Genomic DNA, 25,539 nt, shown 5'->3' on the forward strand with positions numbered 1-25,539 from the left:
GCCTGCCTTAGTTAATCTTTAATTAAGCGATTGACGGAAATGATTTTTTGATCGATGTTCTTCATGAGTATCAGGTAGAGGCCGGTGTCCAGATCACTCACTACAACTTTTTCTTGATTGGGGACAGATTTAATGAGCTTACCGCCCAAATTGTAGATAGCTATTTGGTCAACGTCTTTTGAATCGACATGAAAATAATTGGAGACCGGATTTGGAAATAGTTTGATCTCTTCTGCGACATCCGTCAGTCCAAGTATGATGGAAAACTCGTCTGACTCAGTTACACAACCATTGGCATCTCTGACACGAAAGGTGTAGTCTCCAACATCGAGATTTGAAAATGTTCCTGAGCTTTGAAATGTCACTCCGTCAGTGGAGAATTCATATGGGCTGAGCCCTCCGCTTGCAGTTATCTCAAAGCTCTTATCATTTTGTACCACAGTGATTTGAAGGGCGTCGGGCTCTGTCAATGTTACATTTTCGATACCCAGACAGCCATCCGCGTCCCTAACCGCAACCTGGTACGAACCTGCTGACAACCCGCTAAATACATTGGACCCCTGAAAGGCCTCGTTATTGATGCTGAACTCGTACGGACTTGTTCCTCCAGTAGCAGTAACGCTAATTTCACCTGTAGAGCCCGACGCACATAGAATATGAGTGGTTGATAAGGTCGGAATTATTGAGGTAGTTGCACCAACGGTCACATCAGACAATGTCACGCCACAACCATTTGCATCTGTTACGAGAACGGTATAGGTGCCTGGGTTTAATTGATCAAAAACATTGCTTGCTTGACCTGCTCCTCCATCCAGTGAATAAGCTAATGGGGTAATGCCATTGGCTTGAGAGACTGTGATCACTCCGTCAGCACTTCCCTGACAAGTTGCATCCGTTACTGCAGCAGTTGCAGTAACCTCTAGCGGGTCAGTCAGTGTTTCTGAAAGCTGCACAGTGCAGTTGTTTGAATCGCGAATAGTAAGGGTATAGGTTCCATCCGTGAGGTTGCTAAATGTTCCCGCAGCTTGATAATTGGTATTGTCTATGCTGTATTCATAGGGAGAGACACCGCCTGAACCGATTACCTCGATGGCGCCATCATTTTCTCCAAAACAACTCGGATCATCTTTGGTTTTAGAACCAACCAATTGTGTTGGTTCAGTGATCGTTGCAGTTACAGATTGTGTACAACCATTGGATTCTTTTACATAAACGCTGTATGTATCAGCTGTTAGGTTTGGAAATGCATTGCTCGCTTGATAGTTGACTCCATCTAAAGAATATTCAATGGGAGAGGACCCGCCTGTTACCAACACCTCAATGGTGCCTGATGCATCACCATGACATAGTATGTTGGTGACAGAAGTTGAAATGGTAGCCGTAGCGGGATCATCCACCGATTCATTGATTTCCAGTTCACACCCTTGACTATCAATCAAGGTAACCGTATACGCTCCCGATGGCAATCCAGAAAATGTAGCGGATGCTTGTGTGGTTGTTCCTCCATCGAGGCTGTATTGATATGGAGAAGTACCCCCAGAAGAAGCTACAGTTAGTGTTCCGTCAGATAGTCCGCAAGAAGATGTACCGGTTGCTGTTAAGGTTCCGGTCAGCAAATCGGGTTCAGTCACGGTCCAGTTGAGTGAAATAGCACATAAGTTGCTATCTCTGATGGTCAAGGTATAGGTTCCAGCCGTCAAGCCTGTCATTAGGGGGGATGTCTGAAAGTTAACTCCATCCAAGCTGTACTCGTATGGTGCGGTTCCTCCTGAGCCTTCGAATGAGAAAGAGCCGTCAGAGCCACCATAGCAATCTACATGGGAAGCTGAAATAGCAACACTCCCAAGTGGTGAAGGTTGACTGATGCTTTCATTGAAGGTTGAAATACAATCGTTGGCATCTTTAATGCTAACGGTGTAATTTCCGGCAGCTAAATCCGTGAAAATGAACCCAGCCTGGAAGTTGATTCCGTCCAGGCTGTATGAGTAAGGGGCCGTACCTCCGGATGCAATAATTTCAATCGATCCGTCCGTATCGTTATGACAATCCACATCCGAGCGGATGAAAGATGATGTCAATACGCTTGGCTCGGATAGGATAGTAGTTGTTGGATTTGTAAATGAACAGCCATTCCCGTCAACAATGGTTACCGTATATGATCCGGGTGTCAGGTTTAAGATTTCTATGGCAGCTGTAAACTGGGATGAAACAAAAGTGCTTCCACCATCAAAGCTCACTTGATAGGGGGTTGCCCCTCCTGTTACTTCAATGGATAGTAATCCATTATTTGCCCCATTGCATGAAATGTTTGTAGGCACCAGCGAAGAAATGCTAATCTCTGATGGTTCGGTAATTGTGAATGATTCTGCATAGGTGCAAGAATTGGCCTGATCCAATAGGGTAATTGTATATGTACCTCCGCTCAGTCCGCCGAAGACGGAATTAGTTGAAAAGTTCACGCCATCAATGCTGTACTGGATGGGTTGGGAACCTAACCCACCCCCGCCATTGACATTTATCTGGCCATCAGTTAGGCCATTGCATGTGACATCCTCTGTTTCTACTGCGGCGAAAAAAAGAGGAGTTGTTTGAATTTCGTAAGCACCCAAATCTACATTGGTACCAAATGTTCTAGTGTTTCCGGCCAGGTCTACCGTGGAGTTTATTGGAATGGAATTATCACCTGCATTAACAATTGGGGAGCAATGCTGAACAGTGAAATCCTGATTGGCGGCATCATTAAACTCTGGATCATCCGTAACTACCAGGCTCGTGGAGGATGGAAATCCGCCTTCAATGAGATTGGGTCCGTAGGTAGGATTGGCTGGTGTGCCAGATCCGTAAAAAACTCTTATTTGATTATCGAAAGAAGCTGAGTTATTCCAAAAAACATTGTTTACTAAAATAGGATCCACGTCTGGAGTGGAGGTTACATTCCAAAAGACGCCACCCCCCTGACTGAGGGCAGAATTGTTATGGAATGTATTGTTGTACATACCTACCCGATAGTTATAGACATAGACTGCTCCTCCGATCGACGATGCAGTGTTATCATAAAACAGGCAGTTGGCGATGACTGACTCTATGGTATGTGAAAAGGCGCTTGCAGGACTTCCGAAAGTTATTGCAGGACCATTGTGAGCAGAATTGTCATGAAATATGCTGTTGTAAATGGCTGGGTGTGATTCTCCGCCATTGTATATCGCAGCTCCGCCACCAGTTGTCGGAGTTGTTGTGCTTACATGATTTCTAAACGTACAATTTCTAACTGTAGGACTGGAATTGTTGTTTCTCATGCCCGCTCCGCCAATAAAAACAGGATCATCTAAGTATCCATCCTCAACAATAAAGCCGTCCAGAATAGCAGTCAAGGTTAAGGGTGTAGAAGGAAAATTACTATTCGATATGATGATTTTTGAGTTATCCGTGTTTACACCTTGAACACCAATGTCGCCTGATAAAATGGTTATGTTAGCGTTCCAGTCTCGCTGCGATAGCAAAGTTTCTGTGCCTGCAAACCCACCATATATTTCTACCTCATTCTTCATATTAAATGAAATACTTCTGTCAGTTCCGGCGGTGGGGTAATAGGTATCTGCTTTCACCCATACTTGAATGGGGTTTGCAACAGTTGAGACAGTAGAAGCTGCATCAATGGCACCTTGCAGATTAGTAAATGCATTTGTCCAACTTGCTCCATCCCCTGTTCCAGAGGCTCCCTGGTCTACATAAACTACTTGAGCATGTGTGTATGTGATAACAAGTGATAGGCAAATGGTTAGTACGGTGGCTATTTTGTTCATCATCAGATATTTAATTTTTTTAATAATTAATTGTAAATATCTAACATGCACACCTCCATTTTTTACAATTTGGATGTGCGACAGCACCTTTTGAAGCACCGTAGTACTTTATCGAGTTATCGTTAAAATTTCAGGATGAAATATGAATGAGGAATTACTTCCAGCGGTCGAAAACTTTCATGAACTCTTCCTTTTTTCGCACAGCGACGGGAATCTTTGCTCCATCGGACATGATAAGAAAACCACCTTCTTTTTTATGAAAAGCTGAGAGATGATCCAAATTCACAAGGTAGGATTTATGTACCCGCATAAAGCCATATCCACTCAATTGAGCATCGTATTCTTTGAGTGTTTTCGATATCAGCAGTGTGTTTCCATTGATAAGTCCAAAATTTGTGTAATTCCCTTCCGATTGACACCAGATTATCTCATTGAGTTCTACCAGATGTACCATATCCATCGTGGACAAGACAAGTTTTTTGTGCTTTCTGTCATCTTCAGAAAGGTTATGAACGAGCACATCCAAATTGCTTTTGAGGTCTTCATCTTCCAACTGCTGCGTAGCTCTTTCCACCGCGCCCACCAATAAATCAGGATCCACCGGCTTAAGAATGTAGTCGACAGCAGAAAATCGAAAAGCATCCACTGCATACTGCTCAAAGGCAGTCACAAATATGATTTTGTGCTCCGCATGATTGATTTCTTTTAAAATAGAGAAAGAGCGTTCCTCGCCTAGTTGAATATCCAGAAAAATGATGTCGGGTTTGCTTGCTTTGATCTTTTCGATGGCCTCCTGCACTGACTCGGCCTCATCAATAATTTCCAAATCAGGGCATTCGGAAGATATCAGCTTACCTAAGAGATTACGTGCTTTTTTTTCGTCTTCAACGATTAGTGCTCTGTATTTCATTTTAGGTAAGCTTTATGACTGGAAGGTTAAAGGTCACACTTGTCCCTTTATTTGCCTGATCATTTGTGAACTGATCTTTGATTTCGAACAACACTTGATTGATCGGACGTCTGTTGAGACTTGCCAACCTTTCCTTGGTTATCTGGATAGCTAATGATTTTTCTTTCTTATCTGCTTCGCTCGAGGTGTACCCAATTCCATCATCCAGGATATTTACTTGCAATAACTCAACCTGCTTTGTGATGGATATGATAATGGTTCCTTTATCCAATCCAATGAATCCATGCTTAATGGCATTTTCTACGAAAGGTTGAATGAACATGGGTGGGATGAGTAAATCTTCTGGGTCGTCGATTCCTTCCAGTTCGATTCTTAATTGAATTTCCTTTTCAGATCTGAGTTTCTCCAACTCAAAGAAATTTTCAACCATTTTTATTTCCTTGGCCAGTGATATTTCCTCTTGCCTCGATCCTTCCAGTATATCTCTGACAAGCTCCCCGAAGCGTGCTAAAAACTTGACTGCTTCTATTGGTTTTTTTTCCATTATATAATCCTGAACAGAGGCGAGTGCATTGAAAAGAAAATGTGGATTCATTTGTGACCTAAGCAATTGCTGTTTATTCACCGCCGCTAATTCTTTCTGCCTGTGGGCGCGCTTTTGATAGAAAAATACAATAGCCAGGGCTGCTGAGATTACACTGATTAGCAACAATATGCTAACCAGTAGAACTCGGGAATTTCGCAATTCCTGAATTTCATTTTGTTGAGTGAGCTGCAGCAGTTCTTGCTCTTTCTTCTCGGAATCATAGCGAACTTCCATTTCAGTTATGTGTTCATTGTTTTGCCAGGTCGTAAATTCTTTAAAAGACTCGAAGTACTTGCGGTGGTATTCCAAAGCTTTTTGAGGCATTCCCTTGGCATCATAAATAATCGTATTGATCATTCTTCTCAAACAAAATAGAAATGTTTACCAATGTAGGAAGCAAGGTGTTTGTTAAGCTTAACCGCTTTGAAATCTCCAGTGACTTCTTGAAATAGGTTAGGGCTTTTTCGTCAGAATCCGATGTATTGAGGACCATGCCTATGTTGGTGTACGCAGCTGCTTGTCTAGATTCCAATTCAAGCTTTTCGAAGATCACTGCGGCTTCTAAAAAATAACTGAGTGCGCCATCCAATTCCAGGGTAGCATACTTAATGCCACCCACACCCATTTTCACATTACCGGTCAGTTCCGGATCATTTGTCAGAGTTAGTGCTTTTTCAAAATAATACTCACTTGAATCCAATTCATTAAGCATTCGTTTGCCAATGCCAAGCAACCAGGCAGCAGTGCCTCCTTCTTGATCTGCATTGGTTTCAAGGGCGACCTTCAAAGCACTCCTGCTGTAATTGATGAGTGAGTCTGGAGGGCCAGCAGCATAGCTCTCCGCTTTTTCAAGAAAAAGCTTCAAGCTATCCGCATTGGATTGACCGTAACCATTCAAAGCAAGGAGTAAGAAACTCAGTGTTACCAATCTGATCATATGGTGGTTTACTTTTCTGAAAGAAACAGGAAGTTAAAAAAGAGATACATGAAAAGAGATAAATCTCACAGGCTAAAGCTGGGAAGATATCATATCTGACACATTCTGTTGCTTCTTTTGATCTACCGTCCTTCTCTTTTGATTGAGAGAAGGCTTTTTTTGAGTGAACGCCACGATTTGCTGGTCACTGAAGAGTTTCCTATCGTTATTCAGTTAACATAATCTTGAAATAATGAGGCTTGCTGGAGTGTAAAGGAGGTGAGAGAACCACTGATGAGGGAAATGCGTTACTTCGATCAATTAATCGATGAGAAACTTAATATAGACTAACGAGATGATCGCAAGAATATGGGAAGGTAGAACGAATGCCGTGGACTATGAAAAATATACGGCGTTTATGAAGGAGAGGGCACTACCCGATTACAAAGAAACCACGGGGTTTATAAGTCTCCGTTTCCTTAGAAAGCTTGAAGGCGACATAGGCCACTTTAAACTCATCACTTATTGGGAAAGTATGGAAGTGATTAAAAACTTTGCGGGAGATGATTTCAGCAAGGCAAAATATTACCCTGAAGACCAGCAATTCCTTCTGGGATTTGAAGAATGTGTGCAGCATTATGAAGTCTTCGCTAGTTGATTTGAAAGTGAAATACATCCATGTTTTTCTGCGAATTGGGTTGATGCTATTTTGCATAGGACTTGCACCATCTCTGAAAGCTCAAAATGAAGGATTGGTAAAGCGCGTGTGGAATTCAGTATTCAACGATACTACTTCGATTGAACAGCCCAAGTTTATAGCTTATCCCACCATTGCATTTGCACCTGAAACCAAATGGGAATTTGGCGTTAGCGCAGTGTATGTCTACTATGCGAATCAAGATATCAACAATCGATTGAGTGAAGTCACTGCTTTTAGCTTCATCACTCTTGAAAAACAATACGGACTGTGGATGGATCATGCGCTCTATAGTGACAAGAGCTTGTGGTTTCTTTTAGGAAGAATCCGGCTACAGCAATTTCCCTTGCTTTATTTTGGCGAGGGCATAGACACAAACGGCGAGGAGTTGGCACAAATTGACGCAGGTAGTATCAGTATACGAGAACGTGTGCTGAGAAAGGTTCATGGTAGCCTGTACCTTGGCTTTGAAACAGATTTTCATCGCTTGTCTAATGTCGGCTTTAATCGTTTGGTCGACGATCCTTTTGATGCTCCAGAAGGAATCAGAAAATTCAGTAATCTGGGATTAGGGCTTGGATTGGTCTATGATGACAGGCACAATGTGCTAAACGTAAGGGAAGGCTTTTTTGGAGAAATGGGGTTCCTCCGGTATGATGATGGATGGGGAAGTGATTTTGAATTCACTTCGTACTTTTTTGATGCCCGCTACTATTTACCAACTACGGAATCGCAGGTGTTAGCAACGCAAGTTTATTTTTCTGAAGTTCAGGGAGGTGCACCATTTAGTCAGCTTTCACTTATGGGTGGAGAATCCCTCATGCGAGGATACTACCTGGGCAGATACCGGGACAATACATTACTTGCTGCTCAAGCAGAATATCGATTTTTGCCATTCCCGTTTAGCAAACGGTGGGGAGCAGCAGCATTTGTAGGGTTTGGAACCGTGAGCGATGGCGTACGCAGTTTAGATTTAAGCAAATTTAAAGTAGCTGGAGGCACTGGTGTGCGATTTCTGATCTTTCGAAGCAAAGATATTTTCACCCGTCTAGATGTAGCGGTTTCTGAAGATGGCCTGGGCTATTATTTCTTCATTGGAGAAGCCTTTTAGGTTGAAAATAATCGAAACAAGAGCTAAAAATGCGGAAGGAGCGACTACATTCCTTCCGCTTAACAACTAACCTATACGTATTGCTTTATAACCAGTGCCAGACTCAAACTGGTCAGTGTCTATTTCTTGATAGTAGACATCATTCCACACATAGTATTCTATGCCGTCTACCTCTTCTACAGTATATCCCTCTGGGAGACCATCTACCATGGCACCTGATGGCGCATCAACTACTTCATAATCAGATCCGATCTGTTGGTAATAGGTGCCGTAATAGTAGTAATAAGTGCCGTTTGGAATAACAACTCTCACGTGTCTTGTAGGGAGTGCTTTTAGTCGTATGCCAGTTGCTGGTCTAACCACCATGTATCTATCCCCTGTAGATCGATAGAATAGCCCTTTGTGATAATGATAGACCATATTGGATTTGTGAACGATGATGGCTCCTTTTGGAGCTACGGTCACAATTGCCCCATATCTGGGTAACGATGCGTATCGAGCGTGAGCATTTCTTCTGACACGCTTGCGAATTTTGCGTTTTGTCCTTTTCTTTTTTTTAACTCTTTCTTTTTTTACTTTTTGCGCCTCAGCACTTGGTAGTATAGCAGGAGTTGCCATTAGCGCGGCAAGAAAAAACAATATATAAATTCGTTTCATAGCATTACATTTTCTACTAAGACAGCTGTAATGCGCGAAGGTTTAATTGACGGGTTAGCTTTGGTTGATCCCTTCTTTTGAGAGCGTGGCAAGCAGCACCCAATTATTTTGCCCAACTGAAGTGTTTTTCAACCAATCGCTCTTTATTATCCTCCATGTATTTGATAAGCTCGCCCTGCGCAGGAGTCAAAGCTTTGCCCTTATTGTAGATCAAATTCCAGCGTGTGGTCATCGGCAAGCCGCTTAGCGGATAAAGCGTGATATCTTCTCGGGCAAGTGCTGTTCTTAAACCTATAAGCGGAACGATAGAAACACCCAGTCCAGCATTAATGGCCTGCTTCACCGCTTCGTTGGAAACCAACTCCATGGATTTACCAACTTTGATGTTTTTACTTTCCAAATAATTTTCCATTGCATTTCGAGTAGCTGATCCTTCTTCTCGAAACAGTAGGGTTACTTTTTCTAAATCCTTAGGCTTCTTAATTTTTCCTTCATACTCAACACTCCCCACCAGGTTCAGCTGATTTTCCATCAACTCTACTTTGCACACATCTAAATTATCTGGTACCACTGAGACCAAAGAGAAGTCACTTTCATTTTTGTGCAAGCCTTCCATTACCTTATTCTTGTTAGATACGTCAATGGATATTTCCACACTCGGATAGCGATCCATGAAGTCTTTCAAGAAATAAGGAATCACATACTTGGCTGTGGACACCACGGAGATTTTTATTTTACCTGTGAGAAGGCCTTTGTACTGGTCGATGGTGTACCTGATTCCGTCAGCTTCTTCCAGGATTCGACGACTCCTGATTGCGATTTCCCTTCCAAAATCTGTCACATAAAGTTGCCTTCCGATCACCTCTGTTAAAGGTAATTCAAACTGCTCTTGCAATTTTTTTAGTTGAATTGAGATGGCTGGCTGAGTTAAATGGAGTTCTTCTGCTGCTTTCGTAATACTCTGAAAATCAGACACCTTAAGAAATATTTTTAACTGATGAAGTGTATAATGCATATACTAATGTTTATGTATTTCATAATAAAATTAAATAAAAATTAATGAATAACCACCACTACTATTGCAGTATTAATTTTAAAAATTTATTCGATATGTCACTTTTAATGAAATCTATTCCAGTAAGCGATACTCCAGTTGAAACACCTGCTGTAGAGCGTCCAAAAGTCAGTGGAAAAAATGACGAAATGACCTTGGTTACTCAAACGATCAACACGCAAGTCAGCTCCATGTCCGAAGAGCTTAAGAAAATAAAAAGAGATGCTACACCCCCACTTCAAGAGCTCTTCAAGGAGACTGTTGAGAATAAGGGTGAGTTGGATGCTCTTAAATCCAGATGGACTGCAGATGATGAGCTTATGGTTGAGGGTCTTTCACAAATGACTCTTCACAGTTTTTTACTAAAAGCCGAAGAGCTTGGCAAGAACATTACCTATACGCGGACGCTAAAAGTTGAAATCACAGACTAGTCTGCTGTCAGCATTCTCTAGCTTTTTCAAAAACAAAACTTAAACGTAAAAAAATGAAAAACTTAAGATTTCTTCTCATTGGTGCTGTCGCGGGAGGCGCATTTGGTGCCAAAATTGGCGGTTTCCTTTCTACGACTATGGAAGTAAGTACTTCATCGCTCTGGATTGAAGCAGGGTTCGTAAATGGGGCTTTGGCGGGTTTGTTCACAGTTGGTGCCTTTTTAATTGCATTTGCTGTGGCTGGATATCAGAAACAACCTCCTGCCTACACTCCTAAAAAAATGGCCAGTGCATAAGCATCTCAATAAAATCAAATGAAAATGCAAGCAACTATGCTAAGTCTTATTCCACTCATCGCTCCTTTTCTGTTATTGATATATGCGGGATTCCTTTCGATGAACACCCCGCAAAAATCCAGGGTGTTTAAGGTGCGTGAGGAGGTCATTGGTCTGGTGGGGATACTCATTGCACTGATAAGCTCGGTGCTGGTATTCCGATACGGCACTTTGCAATCAGCAGTGCTAGGTTGGAATGAACTCGGGTTTGCCCTAAGGTTGGATGTACTAAGTGTATCCATGTTTGTGATGATTTCCATTCTTGGCTTTGTCATACTCAGGTTCAGTTCAAATTACCTGGAAGGCGAAAAGAGAAAGGGAGCCTTCTTTAGTCGGTTGGCGATAACCATTGCTTCTGTAGAGTTGCTGATTCTCTCTGGAAATGTATTTCAGATTTTCTTTTTCTGGGTAGTTACCAGCATGTGCTTGCATTCTCTGCTGATTTTTTATCGAAACAGACCGCAGGCTGTCGCGGCTGCACGAAAGAAATTCATTGTGGCTCGACTTGGAGATGCCAGCTTATTAGCAGCTATCATATGCATCTACCTTTCCATGGGAACGGGTGATCTGGAGGCCATCTTTAGCACAACTCAACATCCAGACTTTGTCATGGATGGATTGTTAAACTGGGCCACGGGCTTGCTTGTGATTGCTGCTGCACTTAAATCAGCACAATTCCCAACACATGGGTGGTTGATTGAGGTGGTTGAAACGCCAACGCCTGTTTCAGCATTGCTCCATGCCGGGTTACTCAATGCTGGACCATTTTTGATGGTGCGTATGAGTTTCCTGATGATTGAATCCTCCACTGCCTCAATGATGCTTATCGTGATCGGTGGGTTAACCGCACTATTGGCCTCCGTTATTTTCCTTACCCAGCCTTCAGTGAAGGTAGCACTTGGCTATTCCAGTGTTGCCCACATGGGATTTTCATTGCTGATATGTGGGTTTGGTGTCTACACAGCCGCCATTTTGCATGTGGTAGCTCATTCATTTTACAAAGCGCATGCATTCTTATCTTCAGGGAGTGTCATTGATGTAGTGAGGTCTCGAAAAATCAAGCTCCCTAAACGCAAGGGTAGTATCCTTCGTGTCACCTTAAGTATATCGCTGGCACTCGGTATGTACTTCTTTTTCTGCTTCTTAACTGGCATACATCCGAATCAAAACTTCAGTCTCATGGCGATCGGGCTTATCATCGTGATGGGTCTAAGTCAGATGTTGGTGGCCACAGTAGACTCTCATGGAAGGGTAAAATCGATGCTTCTAGCCATGGGTATGGCGCTGCTGGTATCAACCTCATTTTTCACACTGGAACATGGGACACGCGTCCTGCTTACCTCGCAAATACCCGAGCTTAGGCAACCAGATTTTCTGGTGCGATGGACGATCATGGGACTACTCGCCTGCTATGGGGTGGTTATTCTCATGCAGTTATTCGCACCACGCTTAAAGGCCACCGATTTTGGATTTCGCTTGGGTATTCATTTAAGAAACGGCTTCTACGTAAATGTGATTTTTGATCGCATGATTGGGTCGCTAAAGAATGAAAAGTTCAAATGGGTCAACCTTACGGTGAAAGAACAGTCACCTTCTGGTGCTGGCACATCAACGGAGCAAATCAAAACCCCCAGAGCAGAATTACTACTCAACAATTAAAAAATTAGAACCAGTGATAACTCAAGAAACATCCATCCGATCAGAAGTTAGGAAACTTCTCAAAAAAGGAACCCGGTCTATTGCGCCACTCTGGTCATTGGAAAATTTTGTAGCGGTCAATCCATACTTGGGATTGTCTGACATGAATTTTGATCGAGCCATGGACTTTTTAAATAAAAGTGCCGGTGCTGAAGCGACTCTACCTGTGGCATTCTACCTGGAAGCATTGGAGAATGGACGCTTATCTAAAGAAGATATATCTGAAGTGTTGAAGGATAATGCGCTTGATATACCTATAGACGTGGATATGTTTATTGAGCAGCTCTATACAGATCAGGAGTCGACCCGATTTCCTCAGGTCTTAACCTTGGTGGATGTAGCTAGCAATATCAATGGGAAGAAATGGCGCAGATTCATGGTGGATCGTATTTCACTGTGGGCATCTGCTTACTTTGACGAAAATCAGGCGACATGGAAAACTACAAAAACATCCGGTTCTCTATTTAGTGCTTGGAAGAAAGAGTCTGAAGTGGACTTTAGCCCGGAAGCAATGGGCCTCAAGGGGTTTCGGACGTTTGTAAAAAATCTTCCGGATGATCATCTGCTGGCTGCAGATCAGGCATTGAAAACGCTGGATCTGCCTGAAAATATGCTGGACTACTACCTCAGCAGCTTGTTGATGAAAATGAATGGGTGGGCAGGATATGCTTCGCGCATCGACTGGGATGCAGGATTGAAGGGTAAAGAAAGCAATGTGCTTGAAGAATTTTTGGCCATACTGCTTGCATGGGAAATGAGCTTAAAGGAGTTATTACCCTACAATGACCTGACGCTTCATTGGCGGCATGCAAAATCTGAAGCGATGGGAATGATTGCTACGGGATTATTGAATGAGTCACTGTCTAGAAAACTCATTTTACAGAAAGCTTTTGATCTCGCCAATCAACGCAAAATCATTACTTCCATCAACAATGCTGAAAAGGGACAAACCCGAGATAAGAACCCTCAAGTACAGGCAGTTTTTTGCATCGATGTACGATCTGAAGTTATCCGCAGGAACCTTGAGGCAGCGCTTAGCGACATTGAAACATTTGGGTTTGCAGGCTTTTTTGGATTCCCAATCAAGCATAAATCGATGGCATATGAAACAGGCACTGATCAGTGTCCAGTACTGTTAACGACCTCACATACCATAAAAGAGCAGCTATCAGATCCGAAGGCAGATAGCAAGGCGATCAAAGGGCGAAAATTACGCGCACACTTAAATAAATCGTTGAAGGCATTCAAATCTGGCGCTATCAGCTGCTTTAGCTTTGTAAGTCCACTGGGTATCTTCTTTTTGCCGAAGCTTCTAACAGATTCTTTTGGCTTGACAAGACCGGTGTCCCAACCCAACCAATCCGGACTGTCGAAAAGACAAAACCTTGATAAAGTCATAGAACTGGATTATAACCCATTGGTAAAAGAGCAAACAGGAATCCCGCGTGATGAACGTGTGAATATGGCTGCTGCTGCCTTGAGAGGGATGTCGTTGACGGAGAATTTTGCGCCCATTGTCCTTCTTGTAGGTCATGGTGCATCCACAACCAATAATCCTCATGCCACTGGGCTGGATTGTGGAGCTTGTGGCGGGCACTCAGGTGAAGCAAATGCTAAAGTGGCAGCTGCTATCTTCAATGATTCCTATGTAAGGAAAGAGCTAACCAAGCAAGGGATAGAGATTCCGAATTCGACAATTTTTGTGGCAGCTCTGCATGACACGACCACAGATGCTATCACGACGTTCAACACTGATCGATTGTCTTCCTGGCATCAGAAAAACTTAACAAAATTGAACCATGCAATAAACATCGCTGGAGAAGCGAGCCGTCATGAGCGTGCTTCTCGCATGAATGTGCATGGAAAGGATATCAATAAACAAGTGATCAGCCGAAGCAAGGATTGGTCACAAGTACGCCCCGAATGGGGACTGGCCGGATGCTCATCTTTTATCGTAGCACCGCGTGAACGAACCGAAAACCTGAACCTGGGAGGCAAAGCATTTATGCATAGTTACTCTTGGAAGAATGACAAGGGGTTTGGGGTACTCGAGCTGATCATGACTGCTCCAATGGTGGTTACTTCATGGATCAACTTGCAGTATTATGCTTCCACGGTTGACAATAAGCAATTTGGGTCAGGCAATAAAACACTACACAATGTTGTGGGTGGGCTTGGAGTGCTGGAAGGATTTGCAGGTGATCTGCGCGTAGGTCTTCCGTTGCAGTCGGTACATGACGGACAGCAATTTCAACATGAACCTCAGCGCCTAAACGTCATCATCGAAGCTCCGGTAGATGAGATGAGCAGAATACTTGAAAAACATGATTCGATTCGTAATCTGGTAGATAATCAGTGGATATTTCTCTATGCCATGAACAAAGAAGGCAAAGTCTCTTATAAGTACATTGGAGACTTGGAATGGGAAGTGATTTAAGTATACGATGCAGTAGTTAGCCTGGTCAAGGGTGGAGTAATCAGTTATTTATTAAATTTATAACTGAACCAATTTTACTCCACCATGAAAGCTTTGAGCACAGGCCTGTTCTTCTGCATAAGTACCATTTTGTTTTCTCAACCAGGCAATGGTTACAAGCCCATCAAGCTAGACCCCAACTACAATCATTCCAAATGGGAAACCTCACCTTCAGATCTTGTCTATGAATTTGGAGCCTTTACGAGTTCCTTTGATAGCAACGACGACAATGATGGTGACGGTAAAGGGGAGTCATGGGGTATTCCTGAGTGGGTTTCTTATGAAATTAAAAGCGTCCCAAATCAGACGGAAAGCGGCAATAGACCCTCTAGGTGGCTGACAGATAAGCAAGGAAATAAGGATGGTTTTGTACCCAATGACGCCACGTATGCGGTCTCTGGTGTTAGATCCATGAAGGAGGTTAAAGATGACTATCGCTATGTTAGGGGGCATTTATGCATGAAAAAGATCGCGGGTAGAGTCAGTCTCGATGCAGAGTACAATACACACACCACCTTAAATGCCGTGCCTCAACTTCAGTGGCAAAACCGCGGCATTTGGTTGGCGTTGGAATACAAAACCGTCGAATGGGCAGAAAAGCATGGTAGTGTATGGGTGGTTTGTGGACCCGTATTCTTTGGCAAGAAACCAGCAGTTTGGTTAGGACAGGAAGGAGAGGTGAAGGCCGCTGTTCCTGATGCGCTTTATAAAATCGTCATCAAAGAGGTAAACGGTGTTCCGGAAGCTCTTGCCTTCTTAATCCCCAATGTTATCCCTTCAGATAAAGACGAATACTCCGAGTTCGTCACCAGTGTGGATCGCATAGAGAAACTCACTGGGCTGGATTTTATGAGCAATGCCGATATTGATGAAATGGAAACGCAAAATGAATCCTTGTCAGCAAATAAGAAAAAGACCTTGATTAGGAGTTGGTAGGGATTTCAACCAGTTGCATTACTTTCTTAAGGTGAAGTGGAAAGTGCACCCCTTCCCAGGGGTTGATGCTACAGAGACAGTTCCGCCCTCTTTCTCAACAATCTTCTTTACAAGGGCAAGCCCAATCCCGCTTCCGCTTGTATTCCTATGTTGCAGTGTTTCCATGAAACCGAATATTTTTTCCTGATCATTTAAGTCGATGCCTGGCCCATTGTCTTGAATAGAAAATGTGTAAAAAGAGTCGCTTTCATTAAAATCTACCTCTATGAACGTTTTTTTCTTATCACAATGTGTGATGGCATTTTTTATCAGATTGATGAGAATTTGATCTAATGCTGCAACACGCACATGAATGGTAACGTCCTCTTTCAACAATCGAAACTCGCAACTATCCTGTGGGTCTATTAATGCCAGAATTTTCTTCAGCGATGAATGTACCGATACTTCCTCTTTCTTGTGCGTAGATAACTTGTCGCTTTTGTAGTAGTCCAAAATGCTACTCACATAGTCCGTCAACTTATACCCAGAATCGATCATTTTTGATGCGAATGATCTTGTTTCTGTATCGATGTGTGGTTGACTCTCCAATAGCTGAGCCAGGGAGATGATTGAATTTATCGGGGAGTTAATGTCATGCGCCACCGCATATGTAAACTTCTCCAGCTCTTCATATTGCATTTTCACGTGCTGCTTGATTTTGTTGAGCAAGATGTTGTTCCTGCGGTGCTCAAGTAGCTTGATTACCTGATTTCCCAAAGAATGGAGTATTTCAGATTGACGATCATTTATTGTGTTTGGCTTGTGATCAACGACACAGATAGTGCCCAAAACAAACCCTTCAGAATCTACTAGTTTCACTCCAGCATAGAATATCGTAGGTGTAGAACCCTGAGTGGCTGGGCTATCAATAAAACGGACATCTTTTCGTGCATCTTCTACAACCATGATTTCTTCGTCATATACTATGGTATGAGAGCATACTGCGATTTCTCTCGCCATTTCTTTCGAGGCAATGCCAAAAGTTGCTTTATACCATTTTCTAGTCTCATCAATAAAACTCACCATTGCTACAGGCATGTTGCACACATGCGCTGCTATCCTGGCAATGTCATCATATTCTTTCTCAGGATCTGTATCTAGAATGTCGTATCTGACCAGAGCTTCAAGACGCTCTATTTCATTGATTGGGTTTTCTGCATGAATCATTTTAATGGATGGTTACGTGAATGGTGAGGTGTCCATAAGCTTTGTCAACTGCACCCATAACGGAAGAGGATCGTGGAAGGCTGCCTGGTCACTACGTATAAAATCCAAAGTGTCGCGAGATTTACCTTACGTCGGTTTTAATTGCGATATCTGCAGCTAATGGAATGGTTGGTTGAGAGAATGCAACAGGCGGAATATTTCTCAACTTGTAATTGATGTGTTTGAACTCCTTTAACTGTTGGATGGACGAATAAGTAAGCTAGGAAGGATACCTATAGGTATCATTGCCAAATGAACGAAGCGTATTTATTGAACCTGAAATTAATGAAGGGTCAACTTATTTTGATCCACCTTTTATCAGGTGTCGCTATTTGCGGATCTTATCGTGACAACTATGACGCTGATAAACTTGAATTTGACTTTGAGAATCACCGAAGCGGCGAAGTGGAGAAAGTGAAGCTGGCTGAAATTGACGAGTTGGTTACATAAGCCTTAATTCTACGCGCTCCTCAAGTGTGGCTTGCTTGTTAAGCTGATAAAGGAGAAAAATAAAAGATGAAATCGAATCAGGATTTTGCAACTTTTGATGCAATCCCACCATCTTTCATAAAAACCTGACCTGCACACCATATGATCAATGCAGCACGCTACCTTGTTTTAAATAATGCAAATTCAAAATTTAGGCATCAATTGCAGTTCTTGCTGCATTTTTTGCTGTTGGTATTTCTTCTAAGCTTTGTGCTATTTGCTGTTGAAGGATTTCTGTTCGATTTACAAATCTCCAGCGTAGTTGAATTGCTATCAATGATAGAAATTTCATGGGTAATTTGCAGCGCTTCAGTGCTGATCGGAATTCTTTATGCTATTCTCCTCAATGTAAAACGGGAAACTTCTTTAGAAAAACCTTTTCTTCGACAAGGCCTGTTCGCCATTTCTTTGATTGTGGTTTTATACATCTACGGTGAGCAGGATCGATTCTTCACTAGCATAAGCCCTAAGGAAGACTTAACTGATTTTAGTTTTATTCTATTTATGGTCACCTTTCTATGGATACTGACCTCTCTTATTTTTAGATTCTTCGAAAACAAATTCAGTAAGCTTAGCAAACCGATCTTTCTCCTGATCCGGGGAGCGACCTTGTTGCTGACGTTGATTCCCCTCGATGTATCATTGAATTATCTATTTCTGGATCTTGCCTACGATTTGCCCCTTTATGAAGATTACTGGGTGCTTGAAGTTCCATTCAAAATACTTGTAGTCTTGTTGGTTAATTTTCTTGATGTTATTCAGAGCAAATCAGAGGCTGCGACTAAGCCGTTCAATATAAAGGTGAGAAGTGGAAACAGCTATCGGATTATTGAGTTGAATCAAATCGCTTATTTTTCAGTTAAAAATCAGATCAGTTACCTCTATACCATTACCGGTGAAAAATATGTAACAGACCTAACGTTAGTTCAGCTGGAAAAGAAACTTCGTAACTATGACTTCTTCCGCGCAAATCGACAGCTGCTGATAGCAAGAAAAGCGGTCGAAGGATATCGATCTGTAGATGGAAAAAAAATAGCATTAAGTCTTTCAGGAACGGAAGGTTCTACCACTTCATATTGCATAAGTCGCCTTGGTGCTCCATCCTTTCGGAAGTGGATTAAGCACGAAGTGGGTACAATTCAGCCATAAAAAAGGTACAGCTCACCCTATTTCATATTTTTTTCAAGGTCTCTTCTACCGAATGGCCGTAAACTGGCCATCTAATTGTTGATTAATATGAAACGATTCTTGATAGTCTTGACAATACTTATTCTGACCTCATGTAGCCCAAAATCAGAAAATGCTCACACGGATGAAAAGAGCTTAACATCAGAGTCCGAGCGTATCGATGAGTTTATTTCTCAAACAATGAATGACTTTGAGATAGGTGGTGCAATTGGAATCGGAATTGTGAAAGAGGGGGAAATCGTTATGGAGAAAGCTTTCGGCTATAGAGATGTCAGTAGGAAACTCCCGGCTACAGCAGAGACCCCTTTCTATATCGCTTCCATTACTAAATCTTTCATGGGAACGCTTGCTGTTTTGCTTGATGAAACGGAAGAAGTTAACATCGATGATCCACTGGTAAAGAGTTTAGGATTTACACTTCCAAAGGATATAAACATTGAGGACAAAACCATCGAAGATCTGTTTACTCATACTTCTGGAATTGGCAATCCCGCTGTGGGTATCAAAACAGCTTACAAAGGAAATTTTTCAGAAACGGAAATTTACAAGGATCTTGAAAACCTGAGTTACCCCATATCACAAGGATACAGGTATTCCAATCTTGGATACATAATAGGTGCTTTGATTTTTAAGCAAAAATTGGGAGATGACTGGAAGCAATTGTTGAAAAGCAGACTCTTGGAGCCCTTGAAAATGTCAAAAACATCTGCAAGGATATCGGATTTTACCTTGGACGAAATAGCCAAACCGCACATGCTTTCAGAGGGAGTTATGAAGGTTGGCCCTTTCCTGAAGCAAGATGATACCATGCATGCGGCGGGTGGAATACTTACGACGGTAGGAGACATGAACAAATGGATGAATTTCCATCTCAATAACGGACAAGCCTTGCTATCCGAGGAGGCGCTTGATCACATCCACTCTGATCTGGTCGGGTTTTACGAAAAGAGGGGCACGCTGAATAGCTATGGATATGGAATGGGCTGGAATCAAGCAGATTGGAATGAATATGAAATTACCTGGCACGGAGGTGGTTACCCCGGCTACCGATCATTATGTCTTCTTTCCAGAGAGGAGAATCTTGGGATTACCATTCTCATGAATCAGGAAAGTCCAGCCATGAACCTCATTGTAGATTTCCTTCTTGGTTGCTTTTTGGAAATTTCAGATTTTGAAACGTTTATTTCCGATAGAAAAGACCTGATAACCAGTCGATGGAAAAGGTATCAGTTTGTTCGAGACAGCATCCTTAATGAAGGCAATAAAATATACAGATTCACAAGGAAAGCAGCTGAATATGAAGGTGTATACCTAAACGAAGAGTTAGGAGAGGTAGTAGTTAAGTCAGAACAATCATCAGTGAAATTCACTATGGGGAATTTGACTTTCAATACGAACTATACAGGGGACGATAGCTTCTTCTATTTCAGCGATGCGGATCAACTATTTGGTACCATAGATTTCTATACACAGAAGATCGGAGATGACATCAGTTCCCTGGATTTCTCAGGATTGGAGTTTAAAAAGATTAATGAAAGGTCAAATAATTAAAAATGAAAAATCTTGCAACATTCATAATGGTGATAGGTACGTTACTGATAAGTACGGAGAGTGCCTCACAATCGCATATCAAGCTTGCTGGTCAAGTAGTCACATCTACTGGAGAGCCTGCATCATTTGCCCATGTCTACATCAAAGACAAAAACATGGGTGGAACAACGGATGCAGAAGGTTTTTTTAAGTACTTCATCTCCGAAGAATATGCGAATGATCAACTTCAAATCACATTGGTGGGATTCAAAACCTACGGAATTGAGGTGGAAGAACTAGTTGCGAATCCTGGGAAGATTATTACACTTGAGGAGAACGTGATAGAACTTGAAAGTGTGACCATCTATGCCCCACAAGATATCATGCGGTCTGCCTTGAAAACCATCGTTGAAAAGAACGATCCTGCCAAGTATTACTCCAGGTTAGGTATCATAACACTCGATAGAAAACAAGGCGAAGATTACACGTTGTTCGAGGAAATTGCTTTCAACTTTTACTATAGAGGAATGCTCGATGATAGACCCCTGATTGGGTATGAACCCATTGCGCAGCGCCGGTCCATTGACTATTCTACTTTTTTGTATTTGAAGCCAAGGGGAGGGACTCGAACCTCAAGTGCTGGATACTTCTTTGGTAGTTTTGTTGAATCATCTTTGGTTCTGATGGCTAAACAGCTTGACAGCCTGGATCTGGATATCACTGATATTGTGGAAGAAGGGGAAGAAAAATTGTATGTGATTACGAGGCGTCAAAAATCAGGGGGACTGATTCACTATTACGTAGACATTGATCAAAGTCGCTTGCGCAAAGTTGAGTATATATCCAATGCGAGTCAGATGTCATTATATGTAGGAGGATCTCCATTCAATAGCTCAAAATACAATCGCTTTCGATATCTATTTATCGACACGTACCACTTTGAGAACCTCGATGGGCGGCCTGTGATTTCAGAAGTTCAACACAGAACCAAAACCCAATACATCGAAAGACTCACCGGATACATCCATCGAGTATATGATGATAACTTCTCTGTTAAGTTTTTTAACCTTACTTCAAAAGCAGAACAGCCAAAGAAATATAAAGATGAGTTCAGGCTTCCACTTACCATAAAGTATGATCAAGTTTTTTGGGATCAAATGAAGGATGAACATGCCCATGAAATTGACCCTCGGATAGCAATTTCTCTTGGCGAACAAAAAACGCTGGAGGGTCAGTTTAAGGAAACAGATGGAAAAGTGGTTAGAGGCAATGCACCTACTGGTACTTCTTTTCAGAAAAAAGATCAAAAAATACAAGCAAAGATCGATGACGTAGATCGTTTCATCAGGGATCTGGAGAACAATAACTACAAAGCGGACTATCCTCCAGCGCTAGGTTGGGAAGACATTCCGAAACTACTTGAAATAGCAGATTCCAAGATTGTCATTGATCGATTTCCCAGGAATATTCTAAGTCGGCTTTATCTACAAGATTGCCATACGGGAATCGTTGCGCTGTGGCTAATCGACTCCATCCGCAAAAGTGAAGGAAAAAGAGTGCGCAAAGCATGGTATGTTTCACCCATGCCTTTGTTGCAAGACGAAAAAGATCGCGAAAAGACAAGAGCTCGTGGTGGTCGCAACGAATTCATCCCAACAAACTCTGATGAGAAACTAGTCAGCGCATACGAAGCCTTTGATTCATGGTGGAAAAATGCGCAAAATATGAGTAGAAGTAAGTCGAAAAGGGTGAACCCGCTTCAGGAGTCTGGGTTGAATTGGCTTTGGAGATAGGGGACAAGGTCATAAATAAGTAATGATTATAAGTTCGCTTGTTGATCAGGCCGAGCTCCAAAGGCTTGATCTGTACTCTTCTGCAGTTATTTGTTAACTTTGAATAGAAGAGAACTCAAATGAATAAGGCACTCATTCTAGTCACTTTGTTTTTAGCGGTATCATCTTGTAATGATGATGATATAAGTACGTCAATCGGACCTGTGCGTGAGTTCGAGATTTTGGCGTCTGATTATGATGAAAACAGACATTTTTTCCTTGGACATTTTTTTAGAGATAACTATGAAAGGTGGCTTGAATCTATCCCGCAAGTCACTTCTGGGGTAGACTTTAGCCATTTGGAAGCCTATGTACTTAGGAGATCCACAGAATCTCTCAATACACGAAACGTAATAGCGTTGACGGACTTAGGAGAAGCTAGCAGAATTAACAGTATTGATATTGAAGCGAATGAAAATCAGCCATTGGGCAGTCCGGCAAGCAATGTAGCAAATGATTTATTTAGTCAACTCACGCAATATGATTATGAATCTGCAGAGGATTACCTAAAAGCGACATTCCCAAGCTTCGAGAAATCCAAGGATTATTTGAAAATTGCACAAGCGCGAAAGCTTGATGAGACCGAATATACCATCAGCGAAGCGTTTGGTTATTTATCCTTGAAGAGGAAATTGGCCGATGATGAAGTACTTGCCGTATCATATAAATACTCATTCAACGGGGTGCCTTATCAGGTGGGCGAAATGGAGTGGGATTATATCAATAGAGCTGAAGGTGATGTGATCTATCTCAAGCTGTTACGCCCAGATAGAATAGATACACAATCCAATACCTGGGATTTGATGATGAAAAACATCTATCGTCTCAATACAAATCGGATTTCCAGTGATGGATTTGAATTGGAAGTGATCTACCGAAATGATGTAACAGGCCAAGATCTCTCCTCGCTGCCAGAAGGGCAATTACTAAGCGATGTTTCATTGATAGAAGTAACGAAGCTTGATCAACTCTCAGAAAGTAATGAACTCATTCCAGACGGTCAATTCGACTTTATTGAACAATTGACCATTGATTCGGAAGAGGGAATTATCATCTTTCCTGTCTTGGAACCATATGGCAGTCATCTGAAATCTTGGTTTCAAGAAGGTACAGAAGATCATTTAATTGATAAATATGTATACGACGAACTGTACAATAATAATCAGGCTATTGCTAAACTATTAAGTGCAAAAAACAAATTCGTGATCGTTGGCCAGCTTCCGCGATAACTTTTATTCATACATCTCCACTTCAGCGTAACCGTACTAGAAGTTTTCTGCGGTACTTATCAGCGAGTTCTGGATACTTGATTCTTTCTGATTGCTGGCCACCAAACAAGGACGATTTCCGTAATTAGCAACGGAAATATCCAACACATCCACTCATAGAGTGTGTCTCGCATGACTGCATCAGGAATAAAGGAGAATGGATTGAAATCTAATCTTTCCAATCTGTTTAAGAGCCTGATGAATACGAATGCAAGCCCAAGGACATAGCTCCTTATCATGAAATGTTGATGATTTTTGATGTCCATTTTTTTAATGCAATACCAGGCGGCCACCAATACAAAAATCCAGAGACAAGCCAAGACGAATAGTGACGGAATAGCCCCCATGAGAGGGTAGCCATTAAATAAAAGGTAGAAAACCATCAAAGCCCCAATCAGCGATCCGATGATGTAGGCTTTGCCAAACAACCTGTGAAGGTGCAGATACCTCTTTCTGAAAGTAGGCCAAAACTGGATAGGTCCTAGAAAAATTGTGCAAAATACACCTACGAAATGTGCAATTAGAAAAGGCTTAATCTTTGCTTTTCTTGGCGCTAAATCATCGACTATGTAAGGGACTACACTTTCATAGAAAAAATATGCACTCAACAGTATGAGTAAGACCCATCCAGCTGCTGTAATGGTTCTTATAATTTTTTTGCCCATGCTGGACTCACTGCTTTTCATCGATACGATCTAATACGATTAGATATCTTCATCCAATTCGTACACCTGGACATAGCCACTACCACCGCCATCAATAGATGCTCCACAAGCAAGAATCTTTCCATCGGCGCTTAGGCTTACAGAAGTTCCTAAAGCATCACCCTCCATTTTGCCAGCTATATCGAGCCCAACCTGATTCCAGGAGTCTGATTCATTTTTGAAGACCCTGACTTGACCAGTCCTATTCGCATGAAAATATGAACCAATGGCCACTGAAGACCCATCAGCGCTCAAGCTTAGTGAATAACCGGACTGATCACCTGCAGTTTCGCCATCGATGTCCGAGCCAATTTGTACCCATTCGTTTGCTTGATTTCGAAATACACGTACATGCCCTTCGTGATCGGTACTGACGGTATTGAGTGGGGCTCCAATTGCAATGGTGGACCCATCAGCGCTTAGGCTTACAGAATAGCCAAATTGATTCTTTTCCATCTCTCCGTCAATGTCTTCTCCGATTTGATTCCACACTCCGGACTCATCGCTGAATACCCTGACATGACCAGAATCCTGGCCATTTCCATCGTTTCTTATAGCACCTACAGCGACAACTGATCCATCTTGATTAATGCTGACTGACCAACCTGACTCATCGAAATTGGCCTCACCGTCGATATCTTCTCCCACTTGACTCCAAGTACCAGAGACGTTTTCAAAAACGCGAACTTGTCCTCTTTTTGTACCTACCTCTTTATGAAAATGACCTCCTACGGCTACTCGTGTACCATCACCGCTGATGCTTACGGATTGACCTACCTGATCATTGTCAGCGTCAGCATCAATGTCTTCGCCAAGCTGCACCCAATTATCGGCGACATTTTCGTAGACACGAACGTGACCAGCGAATATACCAGACCCACCGTTTAAGCGAGCGCCAACAGCAAGTATCGAACCATCATCACTTAAACTTATCGCCCATCCTGCTAGATCGCCTGCAGCCTCTCCGTCTAGGTCACTGCCGATTTGCGACCAAACTCCGCCATTGTTTCTGAAGACTCGAACATGACCGGAATTGGAACCGTTTCCATCGTTATTCCTGGCACCAACTGCCAATACTGTCCCATCAGCACTTAAGCTTGTAGACCAACCGAATTGGTCACTTGCAGCTTCTCCTTCAATATCTTGTCCAATTTGTTTCCAAATATTGTCAATGGGTGGATCTACGGTTTCGTCGATATCTGTCAGCACTACCTTCACATCAGCAGAGGCAGAGACATCACCGCTGGATGCCGTTATCGAAGCAGTCAGCTCCGGATTGATTTCATAATCGAATTTGGCAGAGTCGAGCACCGTGATTTCGCCGGTTGTACTGTGAATGAGCATTGCACCTGCGATACTTTGGGATGTGATAGAAAATTCCAGTGGCTCTTCATTGGTGATAGAAGCCGTCATGGTAAGAAGTGCTAGCCCATTGAATGGATTCTCTGCAATGGTAAGCTCGGCATCTTCGATGGTGATGGTTGGGAGTTCTTCGTCAGGCATTGGACATTCCTCATCTTCACATCCTGTGAGGACAAGTAGAATGCCAGGTATGATGAGATAGATAAACGGATGTAACGCCTGCTTTAAGTGATTTTTAGCTGTCATGGTGAATGTTATGGTGGAAATGGATTACCTCTGCAAGTTCACCACACCTAAAAAATCATGATTGA

The 25,539-nt window shown here is 42.3% G+C and carries 21 protein-coding genes; 12 read left to right on the forward strand and 9 right to left on the reverse strand.

Features of this window, described 5'->3' with window-relative positions; all coding sequences use genetic code 11:
• Window positions 1–11: 11 nt before the first annotated feature.
• The 4 genes from ABJF57_RS16855 to ABJF57_RS16870 all read right to left on the reverse strand — a co-directional run bounded on the left by ABJF57_RS16855 (window position 12) and on the right by ABJF57_RS16870 (window position 6,236).
• Window positions 12–3,806, reverse strand: a complete 3,795-nt coding sequence (locus ABJF57_RS16855; protein WP_462232505.1) for a T9SS type A sorting domain-containing protein — start codon at window positions 3,804–3,806, stop codon at window positions 12–14.
• A 151-nt stretch (window positions 3,807–3,957) separates the two neighbouring features.
• Window positions 3,958–4,713: a LytR/AlgR family response regulator transcription factor gene (locus ABJF57_RS16860; protein ID WP_462232506.1), complete on the reverse strand. Its 756-nt coding sequence runs from the start codon at window positions 4,711–4,713 to the stop codon at window positions 3,958–3,960.
• Window position 4,714: 1 nt separating this feature from the next.
• Window positions 4,715–5,656: a sensor histidine kinase gene (locus ABJF57_RS16865; RefSeq protein ID WP_462232507.1), complete on the reverse strand. Its 942-nt coding sequence runs from the start codon at window positions 5,654–5,656 to the stop codon at window positions 4,715–4,717.
• Entirely contained in the window at window positions 5,634–6,236 is a 603-nt protein-coding gene (locus ABJF57_RS16870; protein WP_462232508.1) for a tetratricopeptide repeat protein, read from the reverse strand. Before ABJF57_RS16870 ends, ABJF57_RS16865 begins: the two co-directional genes overlap by 23 nt.
• A gap of 334 nt (window positions 6,237–6,570) precedes the next feature.
• Between ABJF57_RS16870 and ABJF57_RS16875 the strand changes: the two genes are divergently transcribed.
• Complete coding sequence (locus ABJF57_RS16875; RefSeq protein ID WP_462232509.1) at window positions 6,571–6,873, forward strand: antibiotic biosynthesis monooxygenase family protein; 303 nt, start codon at window positions 6,571–6,573, stop codon at window positions 6,871–6,873.
• Window positions 6,854–8,023 (forward strand): BamA/TamA family outer membrane protein, encoded by a 1,170-nt coding sequence (locus ABJF57_RS16880; RefSeq protein ID WP_462232510.1) that lies wholly within the window; start codon window positions 6,854–6,856, stop codon window positions 8,021–8,023. Before ABJF57_RS16875 ends, ABJF57_RS16880 begins: the two co-directional genes overlap by 20 nt.
• 66 nt (window positions 8,024–8,089) lie before the next feature.
• On the opposite strand, the gene ABJF57_RS16885 is transcribed toward ABJF57_RS16880, so the two are convergent.
• Both ABJF57_RS16885 and ABJF57_RS16890 read right to left on the reverse strand, forming a co-directional pair.
• Entirely contained in the window at window positions 8,090–8,680 is a 591-nt protein-coding gene (locus ABJF57_RS16885) for a DUF6515 family protein (RefSeq protein WP_462232511.1), read from the reverse strand.
• A gap of 103 nt (window positions 8,681–8,783) precedes the next feature.
• Window positions 8,784–9,695: a LysR substrate-binding domain-containing protein gene (locus tag ABJF57_RS16890; RefSeq protein ID WP_462232512.1), complete on the reverse strand. Its 912-nt coding sequence runs from the start codon at window positions 9,693–9,695 to the stop codon at window positions 8,784–8,786.
• Window positions 9,696–9,790: 95 nt separating this feature from the next.
• On the opposite strand from ABJF57_RS16890, the gene ABJF57_RS16895 reads away from it, so the two are divergent.
• The 5 genes from ABJF57_RS16895 to ABJF57_RS16915 all read left to right on the forward strand — a co-directional run bounded on the left by ABJF57_RS16895 (window position 9,791) and on the right by ABJF57_RS16915 (window position 15,610).
• Window positions 9,791–10,165 (forward strand): hypothetical protein, encoded by a 375-nt coding sequence (locus ABJF57_RS16895; protein ID WP_462232513.1) that lies wholly within the window; start codon window positions 9,791–9,793, stop codon window positions 10,163–10,165.
• A gap of 53 nt (window positions 10,166–10,218) precedes the next feature.
• Complete coding sequence (locus ABJF57_RS16900) at window positions 10,219–10,461, forward strand: hypothetical protein (RefSeq protein ID WP_462232514.1); 243 nt, start codon at window positions 10,219–10,221, stop codon at window positions 10,459–10,461.
• Between the two features lie 24 nt (window positions 10,462–10,485).
• Window positions 10,486–12,159, forward strand: coding sequence for a proton-conducting transporter transmembrane domain-containing protein (locus tag ABJF57_RS16905; protein WP_462232515.1), 1,674 nt, complete (start codon window positions 10,486–10,488; stop codon window positions 12,157–12,159).
• Window positions 12,160–12,172: 13 nt separating this feature from the next.
• A complete protein-coding gene (locus tag ABJF57_RS16910) occupies window positions 12,173–14,635 on the forward strand; it encodes a YbcC family protein (protein ID WP_462232516.1) in 2,463 nt (820 codons plus the stop codon).
• Between the two features lie 84 nt (window positions 14,636–14,719).
• Window positions 14,720–15,610 carry a DNA/RNA non-specific endonuclease gene (locus ABJF57_RS16915; protein WP_462232517.1) on the forward strand — a complete coding sequence of 297 codons (891 nt, stop codon included), beginning with the start codon at window positions 14,720–14,722 and terminating at the stop codon, window positions 15,608–15,610.
• Between the two features lie 18 nt (window positions 15,611–15,628).
• Here the strand turns inward: ABJF57_RS16915 and ABJF57_RS16920 are convergent, their stop codons facing one another.
• Window positions 15,629–16,816: a sensor histidine kinase gene (locus ABJF57_RS16920; protein ID WP_462232518.1), complete on the reverse strand. Its 1,188-nt coding sequence runs from the start codon at window positions 16,814–16,816 to the stop codon at window positions 15,629–15,631.
• A gap of 324 nt (window positions 16,817–17,140) precedes the next feature.
• On the opposite strand from ABJF57_RS16920, the gene ABJF57_RS16925 reads away from it, so the two are divergent.
• From ABJF57_RS16925 to sov, 5 genes are all read left to right on the forward strand, one after another.
• A complete protein-coding gene (locus ABJF57_RS16925; protein WP_462232519.1) occupies window positions 17,141–17,305 on the forward strand; it encodes a hypothetical protein in 165 nt (54 codons plus the stop codon).
• 315 nt (window positions 17,306–17,620) lie between these two features.
• Window positions 17,621–18,493, forward strand: a complete 873-nt coding sequence (locus ABJF57_RS16930) for a LytTR family transcriptional regulator DNA-binding domain-containing protein (protein ID WP_462232520.1) — start codon at window positions 17,621–17,623, stop codon at window positions 18,491–18,493.
• Between the two features lie 87 nt (window positions 18,494–18,580).
• A complete protein-coding gene (locus ABJF57_RS16935) occupies window positions 18,581–20,083 on the forward strand; it encodes a serine hydrolase domain-containing protein (protein WP_462232521.1) in 1,503 nt (500 codons plus the stop codon).
• A gap of 2 nt (window positions 20,084–20,085) precedes the next feature.
• Window positions 20,086–21,855, forward strand: a complete 1,770-nt coding sequence (locus tag ABJF57_RS16940; RefSeq protein WP_462232522.1) for a DUF4943 family protein — start codon at window positions 20,086–20,088, stop codon at window positions 21,853–21,855.
• Between the two features lie 119 nt (window positions 21,856–21,974).
• Complete coding sequence (gene sov / locus ABJF57_RS16945) at window positions 21,975–23,123, forward strand: T9SS outer membrane translocon Sov/SprA (protein ID WP_462232523.1); 1,149 nt, start codon at window positions 21,975–21,977, stop codon at window positions 23,121–23,123.
• Between the two features lie 59 nt (window positions 23,124–23,182).
• Here sov and ABJF57_RS16950 read toward each other — a convergent pair whose 3' ends face one another.
• Both ABJF57_RS16950 and ABJF57_RS16955 read right to left on the reverse strand, forming a co-directional pair.
• Entirely contained in the window at window positions 23,183–23,848 is a 666-nt protein-coding gene (locus tag ABJF57_RS16950) for a DUF2306 domain-containing protein (protein WP_462232524.1), read from the reverse strand.
• A gap of 18 nt (window positions 23,849–23,866) precedes the next feature.
• On the reverse strand, window positions 23,867–25,474 hold the full coding sequence (locus ABJF57_RS16955; protein ID WP_462232525.1) for a hypothetical protein: 1,608 nt from the start codon (window positions 25,472–25,474) through the stop codon (window positions 23,867–23,869).
• Window positions 25,475–25,539: the final 65 nt, after the last annotated feature.

It is taken from the genome of Ekhidna sp. (assembly GCF_039940915.1).
Taxonomy (GTDB): Bacteria; Bacteroidota; Bacteroidia; order Cytophagales; family Cyclobacteriaceae; genus Ekhidna.